The sequence below is a fragment of the Chryseobacterium sp. YR221 genome (assembly GCF_900176315.1).
GTDB classification, from domain to species: domain Bacteria; phylum Bacteroidota; class Bacteroidia; order Flavobacteriales; family Weeksellaceae; genus Chryseobacterium; species Chryseobacterium rhizosphaerae.
Map to the genome: position 1 here is coordinate 68745 of NZ_FWXM01000001.1, position 13179 is coordinate 81923.

The following is a 13179-nucleotide window of genomic DNA, read 5'->3' on the forward strand; positions in this document are numbered from 1 at the left end:
TCCGGAAGAATGGAATTATGAGAGATTCCGGAGATGTTTAAAAAAAGCCGGCAAAAAGCCGGCTTTTATATCAAATTCTATTAATTGATAAATGGGTTTGACCATTTTTTATCCTTATAAACATTTTTTCCGGTAAGAGTTTTCATAAAGGCAATAACCGCCTTTTTTTCCTCCGGTGTAGCATTTAAACCTCTTAAACGGAGGTTATTATCCAGTTTGTTGTTTCTGGGGTCTTGTGGAATATTGTTATAGTGATCTATTACCTGCTCTAACGTAGAAAATACAGCAGAATGCATCATAGGAGCATGAGGTTGTCCATTGGAATTAACCAGATCCCGCATTGAAGGAGAATTGGTCACAGTAAGATCTATATCAGTACTCCCTATTTTATCAATTACGCCATTATTACCACTCAGGGCACTCATCCCAAATTCCGAAGCCAGGTGGCAGCTTGCACAGCCGAAACCTCCTCCTGCACGGGTTCCTCGTACGGCCACAGGAAATTCCATAAATAGTTTTTTTCCAAGGTTTTCTTCGGCGGTAAAGTTAGAGAAGTCAAGAAAATCAGATCCACTCATAGTTCTTCCTTCATCATACTTTGAGTCAAAAGAGATGATACTGCTGACAAATTGGGCTAATGCTTTCTGCATTTTTTCTTCAGTGACCTCCGGGCTGCCATAGGCTCTTGTAAAAAGTTCTTTATAATATTCCAGTCCCTGAAGTTTTGTGATAAGATTATCAAATGATGGGTCTCCATTCTTACCACTATAGCCCATTTCTACATGATCTTTTATCGGAATTGTAGTCTGGGTATCCAAAGAGGCTGCGCGTTTATCCCAGAATAATCTGACTTCTTCTGCAAATCTTACATTGATAAGTCTCATAGAATGTCTTCCCGTTGTTCCATTTACTCCCTGGCTGGCAACATTATTATCTCCAAATGCCAATTCCTGTTTATGGCAGCTGGAACATGATACAGTATTGTCGCTGGACAGTTTCTTATCATAAAACAGAACCCTTCCTAATGTAGCCCCTTCATTGGTGATACGATTATTGAACGGAATGTTGTTCCTGAATATATACATTGGAATATTTTGGTTGGCATAATTGGGTAAATTATTGAAATCTATATTATCACCAAAATAAGCAGATAGCGATGAGACATTTCTGGACATGGATAATGCTGATATTTGTGCATTGGGTTCAGTAATAGGTTCCAGTGTCATACTATCATTGGAGCATGCATACATTAGACTAAGCAAGGCGATTGCCGGTAAGAATAATAATTTTTTCACTTTCATTTTTTGTTTTTTTAAGTTAATGGATTGTTTTAGTTCAATATTTGTGTTAGTATTTGAGTAAGTAATCTGGCGGTTTCTTCCGGATGTTGCATCGGGAAAAAGTGATTGCCCTTTATCGGAAACCATTCTGTATTGCCTGAAGTATGAAGTTTCCAGTTTTCATAATAGGATAAGGTAGGGTATAGTTCGTCACTTTCGCCCATGATAACAGCTATAGTATTGGATACAGATATTTTTGGCCAATTATCAGTCTGATATTTTTCCAATATTTCTACATCTTTTTCCATAATCTCCATTCTTTTCTTATAAATTTTTTGAAAAAGAGGAGCCTCTTTGTTCTGCTCATACTTGATAGGTAAAAGGTCAGATAATAATTTGTTTTTAGCCTTTTCGGACAGGGTATGAGGTGATGACTGGTGGGTAGGCGCTTTCATTCCTGAAACCAATAACCCAACTGTATTGAACTGGTATTTATTTAATTTGGAAGAAACCAATAAGGCTAAAATAGCACCCATACTGTGTCCCCAGATTAAAATAGGTCTTTGCGGAAATACCAGACTGTTTTTTATATGTGCATAAAGATCCTCCACTGCCTCATCCAGAGAAGAGAGGAGTGGTTCTTTGTGTCTAAGACCTCTTCCCGGAAGTTCCAGGCATTTAATCTCCAACCCTTCCATACTGATAAGGCTTGTTATATTTGAAAATGACATTGATGATCCACCTGCATAAGGAATACAGAATAAAATAGGCGTATTCATGCTTAAGAAGAGATTTTACTTTTATCAACAGACATCACTGTGATTTTGCCTTTTGCACAGACAGAGCCTTCTACTGATGCTTTGACGTTCACAGAGCTGGCGGATCCCTTTTTCCAATCTATACTGACCTCCAGTTCCAGTAAGTTTCCTGGAAGTACAGATTGTAAAAAGCTGATTTGAACGCTTCCTAATACTCCCATTAAAGCTGCTTCTGAAGTCGGAATTTCACTGCCAGCTTGCCAATCCAGACTATCCAGGACCGTCATTAATGAAGAGGCCTGAGCAAGAGCCTCAGTAATGAGGACGCCAGGCATGATGGGGAAATCAGGAAAATGTCCTGAAAAATAAGGTTCTCCCATAGATACAGCTTTGACTGCTTTTAGTCTTTCCCCTTTTACATATTCGGTGACTTTGTCTATGAGTAAAAATGGGTATCGGTATTTTACTATTTGGGAGATTTGATAGGATTCTAAAATGGCTTTCATACTATATACTGTTTTTTTCTATAATGGTGTAGATTACTGTTCCGGATGGATCTGCTGACAGGACAAGGATGTTTTTTTTGTCTGTTCTGTGTGAATTCTTTCCGTTAAATACTGAGATCGCATAAGCAACACCTATCATTCCTCCGGCATTATCCAGATCACCGAATTTATTTTCAGGATACAATACTGTCACAGGAAAATTCTTTTCTTTAAATAAGTTTTCGAATATATTGGTATGTATTGTGGAAGTTCCACCGGAGACAATGATCGTATCAGTATTGTACTGTTTTATAACGGGGAATAGCATTTCATACAAATAGGTTTCAAAAGGAATAGCATCGTGGGTATAGGTTTCAGAATGCAACATTGTAATTCGGGCTAAAGGTCTCCTGTTGTCCTTTTCTAAAGATTCCTGACGTTCCAGAATCATGGAGATCCCCAGTTCCGGAGATTTATTTCTCTGGGTTTTTTGTATTGCTTTCTGATAGGAATTCCGTACTTCCGTAGAAGCCGTTACTCCGTAATCTATCATTCCCTGTTTCAAATGAAGGTAGGCAATATCCAACGCCTGGAGGCTTCCCGCCATTCCTGCGCATACACTGAAGTTAGGTCCTTTTATTCCAGTTTGTATAGCCATCTGGCTGGCTGCTGCATTAGCGATTGTACTGGGTGCTTTCATAGGGCTTACTCTGTCCGGTCCCTGATTTTTAGCTGTTAAATCGAAAATAAAACAGTCCTCAAGGTTAGATAGTTCCGTTCCATCATAGAGCCCAATCCTCTCCGGATTGTTGTGTATATACTTACCTAAATCCCGGTTATGAATAGACTGGAATGCGGCATTACAGTAAATTAATGTGGCTTTATTCAGAAAACGCTGTCCTTTGGGTTTCAAAAATTTCTGAGGATCATGATCCTCAATGATAGAAGAAGATAAAGGCTGATCTCCCCAATTGTTCAGGTATTCATCTATTTCTGTTCCATAGGGACTGTTAAAGCCAATAGCAGAAATTACAATATCGTTTTTTGGATTAATTTGTCTCATATTTGCTGAATATTACACTACAGATGTTACCGCCAAAGGCAAAAGAATTACTTAGAACGTGTTCTACATGATGTTCTATTTCCTTGGATGGCTGTATCTGGAAGTTGATATTAAAAGATTCGTCAATTCTTTCTGTGTTTCTGTTTTTCGGAATTTGCTGATGATATAATGACAAAACTGAGCTTACAGCCTCAAGAGCACTTGCTGCCCCCATACAATGCCCCAGCATTGACTTTATTCCATTCACATATAAAGTGTTTATTCCTTCTCCGAAAACATTACTCATTGCTTTTATCTCATGAGCATCATTTGCTTTTGTTCCGGTTCCGTGAGCACTTACATAGGTGATGTTTTTTCTGTCAATATTACCTGAAACAAGAGCATTAGACATGGATAATGTGGCTCCTGAGCCTTCCGGATCCGGGGCTGTGGGATCATATGCATCACAAGCCAGTCCATATCCCTTTATTTCTCCATAAATCCTTGCTCCTCTGGCCAACGCATGCTCCAATTCTTCAAGAATTAAAACAGCAGCGCCTTCTCCTACAATCATTCCTGTTCTATCCTGATCGAAAGGTTTGCAATCATTTTTTGACATTGCACCTAACCTGTAAAATACAGTATAACATGACCTTGTAAAAGGATCTGCACCTCCTGCAATAATAAGGGGAGATCTACCTTCCTGAATCATAGAATAGGCTGTTCCTATAGCGTAATTCCCCGCTGCACAGGCGGTAGGGATAACCATATTGGGGCCTCCCAGATGATAATATTTTGCAATACCGGCACTTAACTCTACAGGTCTGAATCTATTCAGGGTTTCATTGGCCTCAGGATTGAGCTCTTCATGCTCCATACCAAGATCCCATTCGTCAACGATACGTTCTACAATATCCTGATTGCCATTCGTTGTTCCCAGGATAATTCCATAGTTGTTTTTTTGAGTAAACTTATTTTCCAGCCCTGCATCTTTTAATCCCATATCTACAGCAGCGGCAGCATAAGTAACAGCTTTTCCATATGGGCGGAAATGCTCAATGACGTTTATATTGTGATATTCTTTTTCAAGATGCACTTCTGCAGCTCTTGTTACCCCTTTATAATTTGAGGAATCCAGTTTGGTAAGATCACTGACTCCGGTATCTCCATTGAGTATTTTTTTCCAGAAATCATCTTTCTCACAAGCTAGCGGGCTTACGACTCCCATTCCTGTAATAACAACTCTTTTCATATTGGTTTTGTGTTTATTTATAAGGTTAATCCACCATCAATAACGAATGTCTGACCGGTCACATAATTGCTTTTTTCAGAACAGAGAAAAGTGACCATGTCGGCAACTTCCTGTGGCATTCCCATTCTTTTCATGGGGATCATCTGGTCTATTTTTTTCTTATCCTGTTCATTCATTTGGGCAACCATTTCAGTATCTATAAATCCGGGAGCCACTGCATTCACCTGCATATTAAACTTGGCAAATTCTAAGGCGAGTGTTTTGGTGAGTGAGATAATGGCTGCTTTGGATGCACCATAATTGGCCTGTCCTACAGCACCTCGCACACCGGAAACAGATGAAATATTGATTATTTTTGAATTTTTCTTTCGGATAAATGATTTTATAACCGCTTTGGAAAGAAAATAAGTTCCATTTAAGTTGGTATTGATCACGTCTCTCCACATAGCATGGGTCATGCTGAAAAATGGGGCATCTGCAGTAATTCCTGCATTATTGATGAGCCCATATAAAGGTCCTAATGAGGATTTTTCAATAGTTTCTATTAATAATTTTGACTGTTCCTCATCTTGGATATCAGCATGGTATAATGCGATCTTATCAGGAAACTCAACAGAAAGTTCCTGTAAGTATTTTTCTGCAATTTCCCGGCCTTGATTATAGGTAAATGAAACGGATGCTCCTGAAAAAAGTAATTGCTGAACAATAGCTTTTCCAATTCCCCGTCCACCACCGGTCACCAGGAAATGTCTGCCATCTAAGTTAATATGCATACCAAAAATTTAATATTAATTAATAAGTGTTAGAATAGTTTTGTGAAAGACTGATATTTAATCATAATCTTTATCCATGACATTATCTATATCACCTTCATTAGCGGATTTCTTTTTAAAATACTCGACAGCATCTTCAACATCTTTTTCAAAACCATTTGCTTTCCATACTTCCATATTCTCATGGGTACAGATTCCTATTTCTACGAAATACCTCATCATGGGGGCCATAATCTTTGAATTGATTTTTTTTCTGTTTTCAGCATTCAGAACAGTTGGGATAAGCTCTTTATAGTTTTTAAAGGCTTTATCTTTAAAACCAACTCTGGCATATACCATTATACTGGATATGGACATGTCGAGCATACTTCTTAGCATGGGAGCTGTAATCTCCCTGGCTTCATTTAAAAAATCAGGAACAACATCTATAAATTCCCGGATCATATTTTTTCCCCATTCTATATGTCTCGCTTCCTCTTTATGGTGTTCCACCGCTACTGCCCGGGAAAGTTTGGAAATTTCTTTGCTGTTACAGTCTTCCATGGCATTGTTTTCTGCCAGCCATTCTATTAAAATAGTAAGGTAGATGGCTTTAAGCGGAAATTCAGACATGGAGGCATTATGGCTGTATATTTCCCGTAAGTTTAAAGGAACAGGAAAGGGGGCAATATTAAAATAATTCATTGCCTTTCGGAATACCATGGCATGTACGATTTCTTCTTTGCAGAAATGATGTATATATTTTACCACCTCCGGAAATCTTTTCAGAGAACCATGATTTACAATTTTCATATAATATTCCGAGACCAGGTTTTCAAATACAATAAACGTATACCACCAGGCTCCGGTTTCATATACAGACAGAAGCCTTCTTTCTTCCTCTGATGCAAGATCATAATACGGAGTTCCATAGATGGAAATATTTTCTCTCTTCTTGAGCCATACATTATCTATGGGTTCATCCCAGGGGTGATCCAGAAGCAGGCTCATTTGCTTTTTTTCAGATGCTTTATTAAGCTTCTCCAGCAGATCTGAAAATCTTGGGCTAAGTGTTTTTTTCTTTAACGGATTCATATTTTTGTGTTTTTACTCAATAATTTACCTTGCGTAAAGCCAAAGCACATTGCAGTCTCATAACCCGGACCTCCAGCCCAGGTACTGACTAATTTAATTTTGTCATTGGGAAAGTCACTAAGCAGGTTCAAATTGGTTCTGGGGAGCATCTTATAGGCAAAAGCAGAACCTTTGGTGGCAAGAGTAAATTTGTAATTTGTTTTTGGTGTTGATGATTCTGTATAGATCAGTTTTCCTTCAAGTTTTGGAAATGTCTTAAGGGCTCTTTTTATAAACTTATCCTGAATTTTTTGTTTTCTGGCAGTATATTCTTCCTCAGAAAGATGAAACCATCTGTCTCCATGATCCAGCATGACAAGCTGGATGACATAGCCGCCGGCAGGATCAAATCTATGATAATTGCTTATACTCAGGGTAAAAAGATCATAATATCTATCGTTTTCAAAGTCTTCCTTCGTAAAGTTGTCTCCTGAGTCTGAAACCAAAAGATATTCGGGAGAAAATATGCCGATTTCTTCCGGAGGAACTGAGATTACAATGTATACGCAAAAGTGTCCCCATCCGACCTCAAAATTATTAATAACGCTTTGGAAACGGTCTGTATATTCCTGTTTCTTCAGCATTTTCAGTACATCTTCCGGAGGACAGGTTGCAATTACATTCTTGGCCCTGATCATATTTTTTCGGGTTTTGACGAGCATATGTTCATCATGGTCTTCCATCTCATAGACGGGATTCTTTTTTAACAGGATCCCCCCGCGATTGATAAATTCTTTGAGTAATACATTCGAGAGGTGTTGTCCTGTTCCTTTTACATAAGCCTGGCCTCCATAAAACATAGCATACAGGCAATGAAGAAAATAAAAAGCATTCACTTCATTGGAAATAGACCCCGAATAGATGGCGATAGGGCTGAGTACTTCAATGATATCATTTCCTTTAAATATTGTTTCAAAATATTCCCGTGCTGTAATTTTGGAGAGGCCTCTGCTTTCTCTTAAGATATCTTTGTTGATGGTATACTCATTCATCAGTCTTCTGAAAAACATATAATGCTGATATCCATGGGTTTCTATATCCTTAAATAGCTGTTCTATTCCGGTGGTTTCATCCGGAAAGTACATTCTCAGAGTCTCTTTAATTTCGTTCGGTTCCGAGGGAATTCTGATAAAGTTGCCTCTATAAACGACGGTTCCGATTTCTTCATGCAGATGAAATTCTTCCAGTAAAGAATGGAGTTCCAACCTTTTCAGAGTATTCCAGAGGTTTCCTACATGTTCTCTGAGTCCGCTTACTTTATGCTGACTACAGTCAAAAATGAATTTTCTCTTGTTTCTGTAAAAATTGGTAGCATATCCGCCTACTTTATGATGTGCTTCGCTAATGACGACAGAGCGTCCCTCTGTGGCAGCTGTTAAGCCATACATTAACCCACAAAGACCGGCTCCAATCACCAAATCATCGACATTAATATTGTCAATCATGTTTTGTGTTGGTTTGTTACAATAAGTTGATTTTGATAATTTGTCTCTTTCCCTACCTGTTCATTTTTTGAACAAAATATGAATGAAAAGTCAAGATTTTAGCTTGCTAATTCTTCTTCCAACACTTTAACAATATCTTTTGGGGTGGTCATATTAGCTAAAAGCTCTTCATCAAGGCTGACCTGAAAATTTCTTTCCAGTTCTACCAAAACTTCCAGCCCCATGAGGGAGGTCATTCCCATATCGTGTAACAGGTTGGTATCCGGCTGAATCTCCTTTGGATTACATTCCGTAATATCACCTAAAATCTCGTACACTTTTTCGAATAGTTTTTCTTGTTTTTCCATAATTTATATTTTAATTTATTATAATGAATGCTTTACTATAGTATAAAAACCATTGATTAGTATAAGTGTTATACTAATGCTAATGGTGTAATTATAAGTTTGGCCGTACTTGCCTTTTTATGGTCATCCAAATACTTATAATATGATGATAAAAGAGGGGAGAGGCTGGTATATTGTTTAATGAAAACAGACTATCCTCACACCAGGTCATATATGTATTTTCTGATAAGAATAAAAGGATAATTACAGACTAAAACTATTTTAAAATGTTAATGTATAAGTAAATAGAATCCATCTGTTTGGGAATCAGATAGGGGGAAATGTTTTTTTCGTATTTCATTATTTGTTTGTTTTGTTTGACAAATATACTATACTAAAAACAACTGACAAAGAAAATAAGTAACTTTATAGTGAAATATTAATTAAATAAATGAATGCTTTATTGTATTGATTTTTATTTAAGTTATTGTTTTATTTGTGTTTATTTTTTCAAAAGAAAAATACATTTTTAAATATATTTTTCTTTATAAATACAATATATATAATGTTGAAGCAGGATAAACCAGATATATTATGCTTCAAATTTTACTATAATAATATGCTTGTGGTTATTTGAAATCCGAATCAGCATAAAGTTCCATCTTGATGAGGTTCTGGTCCGGATCACGAAAATAAATAGATTGAATTTTCCCATAGTTTAGGTTCTTTCTACAATATCTTCAATAATGAGTATATCATTTTTGTTTCAGTTCCTCAGGAATCTCAAAAATATTTGTTTTGTCAAGCATTCCACAGATATGATGTTTTACACGTTAGGTTCACATTCTTTTCCTTTTTTTTAACATCTATGATATATTGATATACAAAATAATTGCTGCTTAGGCCTAACTCACGTTAAATCATAAAGCCTCAGATTTAATCTGAGGCTTTATGATTTATATCGAAATCTATCGTATGTCTATTTTTAGACTACTATTGAGGAAATTTTTCATTCCAATTATCTGGCTTCTCATTATTAGCTTTTGGTTTATCATCCCATCCCTCTGGTTTGTCATTTTTAGGTTTAGGAGGAGGGGTAATTACTATATCAGAAGCAGGAGTATCGTCCTTAACTTTATCAGAAGTTTCTCTGGCTTTGCCCATGGCTCCTGCGGCCGGATCGGTTACTGCTGAAGGAGTATTCATTGATTTCTCTACCTGATCACTGGATTGTTTAATATCAGACGTCACCGATTTTATGAAATCGAATATGATACCGGATTGTGGAGATGTTTCTCTCACAATTTTTGGATCTTGTCGAACTGGTTTTTCAGGTTTAAACGGATCGTGAGGAGGAGTACTGATTGATTCATTCTCTTCTTTCGGTATAAATCCGGAAATTTCTCCTTCTGCCTTGCTTCCCCCAGTAGACAGACTACGGGAAAAATTGAATATATCTTGAAATGCCATATTGCTGTTTTTAAATAGGTTAATTAACGTTATAAATTATGGGGACGATTGGTCGCAAATGTATCTTTAGAATCAGCAACTTTCTTGGTCTCGAAAATAGTATGGTTTACATCCAGAGCTGATACTGTTTCTGCCATTCCTTTTGCCCTGTAGGTTTTATCTTTATCGGAAAGCTCTAAATCTGATATGCCAACAGGAAATACTTTAGCTGGAGTATCTGGAGCAGGGCGTGTTATCGGTTTCTCTTTAGGACTGACTAATTCTTCAAAATTCAATCCAATGAATCCATCAAAAGTAATAGGGAGTTCGTAAGTAAACTGCTTCACCTGACGCCTTTGTGTGGCCGAGGTCTCAACACGGGAGTTGGCCGGAATAGTTCCTGAAACATTAGAATTTGATTTCCAGGATGTTGTTACTGTGCCAGAAATGGTACCTGTCAAAGAAAGCCCGAGTTCTGCATATAACTCTCCACGACCAATAGCTGTTCCTGTTCCTGTGAAACTTAACCTGTTTGAATTGGTGAAAGTAAAATTAGTTGTTTTGGTAGTTGCTGATTCATTGGCAACAGAAGACACAGTTTGGGTACCGATGTCGTCTTTATGATTATGTATATGCATGGTATTTGTGATGATATTGCTATCATATTTTGCTAAACTATTAGACAGGCTCTCTGTCAAAATTGTCTCTATAGTTTTTGATATTTGTCCTTGCAATTCCCCGGCAATTTTTCCTCCAAAAGTCTCACTTCCCGTACCTGCTAAAGCCCAATTGATAGTATTCCCTACCGTAAATTCAATAGTGTCAGAAAACTGACGGGCTTCTTTAGAGCTATTTTCATAGGTTCTGGTAGAGATTACATCCGCAACGGGTTGGATGATATTTGACCTTTCTTCAAACAAAGGAGCTCCAATTTCAAAAAAAGCTATCCATCCTCGTTGTGCAGCGTTTGGATCAGGAAAATTGCCAAATTTTTTATCGTTTATAGATATTCCTACAGGCCATAGCGGGACTGGTTGACCGTTTTTCATAATACTTGTTCCTTTTTCATCTACTTGGTTGTATTTTAATGCAGGTATTTTTTTAGCCAAAATCTCCTGAATCAATTCATCGGTTATTCCTAACTCTTCCATGTTTTTAACTGTGAGAATCCGACGTTTCATAGGATCAACAGTGTAAGTTTTTATTTGTGCCATATTTTAAAATTTTAATTTGGTGTTGTTATATTTATTTCTTAAAAAGGCAAGAAGTTTATTATTCATAAAAAGCTCATTTTCAGTTTGCTTATTTAAAATAATAATTCATTGTTATGTGATAAATATATCGGAATTTATTTTGCTTGACCAAATAAAATTTGAGATTTTTTCAAAAAAAATTATGAAAAGAATATAGATGTAAATTTAACTAATTGATTTTCAAGTATTTTTATGTTTGCGTCTAAAGAGAAAATTAACGTTTCAAATGGAAATTTTGTATCCCAATTTAAAAATAATAGAGCTATAAATTAACGTGAGTTCGATGTAAAAAACAGTGTTTTTTTTAAAAAAAAGCAGAAAATTTAGTGTGATTAATTTATTTGAATTCAGATTTTTAAGTGAAATTTATACTATAGTTAATGACGGCGAAATTAGGTATGTGTATTTTGTTATTGATGAAATTTTTTAAGAATTCAACCAGATTATAAGAGGACATACCTCAGAAATCAAAAAAATCAAAAAAAGGCATAGAAAATTTAGTATATCAGAGAGCGAAGTAATACCATTATAATTTTATTTCATTACAAAGTATTCAAAAATTTAAAACATTAATTCAGAGCTATGTACAAAGGATATTGAAAGAAAAAATTCCATAAACGGCTTGCTACTACAGGTTTATGGTTACTTGAAATCCAAATTATCATAAGTACTCACCTCGATGAGGTTATGATCCGGATCACGGAAATAAACAGATTGGATTTTTCCCATAGCCCCGGTTCTGTTTACTACACCTTCAATAATAGGTATCCCTTTTTGTTTCAGTTCTTCAAGAACTTCAAAAATATCTGTTCTTGAAATAAAACAAAGATCTGCAGATCCACAGGTAGGATGTTCCGCCTTAGGTTCAAATTCTTTTCCTTTTTGATGCAGATTAATCTTTTGATTCCCAAAGGCCAGGGCTTTTCTGTTGTCCCCAAAGGTTACCACTTCAAATCCCATAATCTGGGTATAGAACTCAACCGTTTTATCAATGTCTGCAACGGTTAATACGAGATGGTCTATGTTTTTTATTTCCATAATTTCCTTTTTTTTAATATCTATGATATTATTGACAGATAGATCTTGTTTTTTAATTTTAAAATAATAGTTTTACATCAATTAAATAATTACATGAGCTGGACATTGCCCTATTTTTTTCTTATCCTTACCCTTATATTATTTGCCGGAATTTCTTATCTGGTGATGCGCCTTTTTAAAAGATGGACTCAAAAAAGTAAATATGCTTCTTATTTAAATGTTTTGGTATTTGTCAGTTCATTTCTTGTGATCCTGTTCATTACCTTCATTATTTTCCTTATAAATCTTAATCTTGGCCGGTAATGGTGTTTTTTTTCTGAAAACTAAGTAGGCGGAAAATAAATTGATGAATAGAGCCAGCCATACATTGATACCATAAAAAAGCTCATAATTATGATATTCTTCATTATAAAAAAGGTTTTTAATGATTCTGAAAGTAAGAGCCGTGGTAGTAACGGCATAACTTAAAATCATATAGTTTTGGTGGCTGATTATCTTTCCTTTTTTGATGGAGGTAATTGCTGCTATGGTAAAATAAGCCCAAAGAATATCCTGTAGCAAAAAACCTGTAATCCCGATTAAACCTCCATTAGAGAACAGACCCAGGACAAAACAGGCCGGGACATTAATGATAAGGATATTGTAAACATATATCTTACCGATGATTTTGTGGAGTTTTCTGTTCTCAGCCAGGAAGCGGTTGGAAAACTGTGTTAAGCCAGCCAAAAGACAAAGTGTAATGGAAAAGATATGAATATAAAAAAAAGTGAGCCAGTATGGGTTTCCAACTACCTGCTGCTTAAACATAAGGAAACCTACATTTTTTTCAAAACTGGTGTACTGAGAAATTACTTTCAGCATGAGAATGCTGAAAATAAGTACTGAAAATAGAGCCAGAATTTTAAGAATGTTTATTCGTAAGGTCTTTGTCATCAATAGTTGATTATTGTGCAGATTATTATGGA

The 13179-nt window shown here is 36.1% G+C and carries 13 protein-coding genes; all 13 read right to left on the minus strand.

The features are described from left to right. Positions 1–80: 80 nt before the first annotated feature. Positions 81–1301: a cytochrome-c peroxidase gene (locus B8967_RS00280; protein ID WP_084083799.1), complete on the minus strand. Its 1221-nt coding sequence runs from the start codon at positions 1299–1301 to the stop codon at positions 81–83. A 29-nt stretch (positions 1302–1330) separates the two neighbouring features. Continuing rightward, on the minus strand, positions 1331–2059 hold the full coding sequence (locus B8967_RS00285) for a thioesterase II family protein (RefSeq protein WP_084083800.1): 729 nt from the start codon (positions 2057–2059) through the stop codon (positions 1331–1333). A gap of 2 nt (positions 2060–2061) precedes the next feature. Continuing rightward, positions 2062–2544: a 3-hydroxyacyl-ACP dehydratase FabZ gene (gene fabZ / locus B8967_RS00290; protein ID WP_084083802.1), complete on the minus strand. Its 483-nt coding sequence runs from the start codon at positions 2542–2544 to the stop codon at positions 2062–2064. A 1-nt stretch (position 2545) separates the two neighbouring features. Next, a complete protein-coding gene (locus B8967_RS00295) occupies positions 2546–3586 on the minus strand; it encodes a beta-ketoacyl synthase N-terminal-like domain-containing protein (RefSeq protein ID WP_084083803.1) in 1041 nt (346 codons plus the stop codon). Continuing rightward, positions 3573–4817: a beta-ketoacyl-[acyl-carrier-protein] synthase family protein gene (locus B8967_RS00300; protein ID WP_084083805.1), complete on the minus strand. Its 1245-nt coding sequence runs from the start codon at positions 4815–4817 to the stop codon at positions 3573–3575. Before B8967_RS00300 ends, B8967_RS00295 begins: the two co-directional genes overlap by 14 nt. A 17-nt stretch (positions 4818–4834) precedes the next feature. Beyond that, on the minus strand, positions 4835–5590 hold the full coding sequence (gene fabG / locus B8967_RS00305; protein ID WP_084083806.1) for a 3-oxoacyl-ACP reductase FabG: 756 nt from the start codon (positions 5588–5590) through the stop codon (positions 4835–4837). Positions 5591–5647: 57 nt separating this feature from the next. Next, positions 5648–6664: a diiron oxygenase gene (locus B8967_RS00310; RefSeq protein WP_084083808.1), complete on the minus strand. Its 1017-nt coding sequence runs from the start codon at positions 6662–6664 to the stop codon at positions 5648–5650. Next, positions 6661–8148, minus strand: coding sequence for a phytoene desaturase family protein (locus B8967_RS00315; protein WP_084083810.1), 1488 nt, complete (start codon positions 8146–8148; stop codon positions 6661–6663). Before B8967_RS00315 ends, B8967_RS00310 begins: the two co-directional genes overlap by 4 nt. Positions 8149–8246: 98 nt before the next feature. Continuing rightward, complete coding sequence (locus tag B8967_RS00320; RefSeq protein ID WP_047491109.1) at positions 8247–8495, minus strand: acyl carrier protein; 249 nt, start codon at positions 8493–8495, stop codon at positions 8247–8249. A 972-nt stretch (positions 8496–9467) separates the two neighbouring features. Further along, positions 9468–9944, minus strand: a complete 477-nt coding sequence (locus B8967_RS00325; RefSeq protein WP_084083812.1) for a hypothetical protein — start codon at positions 9942–9944, stop codon at positions 9468–9470. 29 nt (positions 9945–9973) lie between these two features. Continuing rightward, positions 9974–11137: a hypothetical protein gene (locus tag B8967_RS00330; RefSeq protein WP_084083814.1), complete on the minus strand. Its 1164-nt coding sequence runs from the start codon at positions 11135–11137 to the stop codon at positions 9974–9976. Positions 11138–11818: 681 nt separating this feature from the next. Beyond that, complete coding sequence (locus B8967_RS00335; RefSeq protein ID WP_084083816.1) at positions 11819–12214, minus strand: VOC family protein; 396 nt, start codon at positions 12212–12214, stop codon at positions 11819–11821. A gap of 237 nt (positions 12215–12451) precedes the next feature. Then, complete coding sequence (locus B8967_RS00340; RefSeq protein ID WP_084083817.1) at positions 12452–13147, minus strand: DUF2306 domain-containing protein; 696 nt, start codon at positions 13145–13147, stop codon at positions 12452–12454. Between the last annotated feature and the right edge of the window lie 32 nt (positions 13148–13179).

Bases quoted from the DNA above. Each gene is read 5' to 3' on its own strand.
- B8967_RS00315 (WP_084083810.1), bottom strand. From the start codon at position 8,148: ATGATTGACAATATTAATGTCGATGATTTGGTGATTGGAGCCGGTCTT.
- B8967_RS00310 (WP_084083808.1), bottom strand. From the start codon at position 6,664: ATGAATCCGTTAAAGAAAAAAACACTTAGCCCAAGATTTTCAGATCTG.
- B8967_RS00320 (WP_047491109.1), bottom strand. From the start codon at position 8,495: ATGGAAAAACAAGAAAAACTATTCGAAAAAGTGTACGAGATTTTAGGT.
- B8967_RS00295 (WP_084083803.1), bottom strand. From the start codon at position 3,586: ATGAGACAAATTAATCCAAAAAACGATATTGTAATTTCTGCTATTGGC.
- B8967_RS00300 (WP_084083805.1), bottom strand. From the start codon at position 4,817: ATGAAAAGAGTTGTTATTACAGGAATGGGAGTCGTAAGCCCGCTAGCT.
- B8967_RS00325 (WP_084083812.1), bottom strand. From the start codon at position 9,944: ATGGCATTTCAAGATATATTCAATTTTTCCCGTAGTCTGTCTACTGGG.
- B8967_RS00285 (WP_084083800.1), bottom strand. From the start codon at position 2,059: ATGAATACGCCTATTTTATTCTGTATTCCTTATGCAGGTGGATCATCA.
- fabG (WP_084083806.1), bottom strand. From the start codon at position 5,590: ATGCATATTAACTTAGATGGCAGACATTTCCTGGTGACCGGTGGTGGA.
- B8967_RS00280 (WP_084083799.1), bottom strand. From the start codon at position 1,301: ATGAAAGTGAAAAAATTATTATTCTTACCGGCAATCGCCTTGCTTAGT.
- B8967_RS00340 (WP_084083817.1), bottom strand. From the start codon at position 13,147: ATGACAAAGACCTTACGAATAAACATTCTTAAAATTCTGGCTCTATTT.
- B8967_RS00335 (WP_084083816.1), bottom strand. From the start codon at position 12,214: ATGGAAATAAAAAACATAGACCATCTCGTATTAACCGTTGCAGACATT.
- B8967_RS00330 (WP_084083814.1), bottom strand. From the start codon at position 11,137: ATGGCACAAATAAAAACTTACACTGTTGATCCTATGAAACGTCGGATT.
- fabZ (WP_084083802.1), bottom strand. From the start codon at position 2,544: ATGAAAGCCATTTTAGAATCCTATCAAATCTCCCAAATAGTAAAATAC.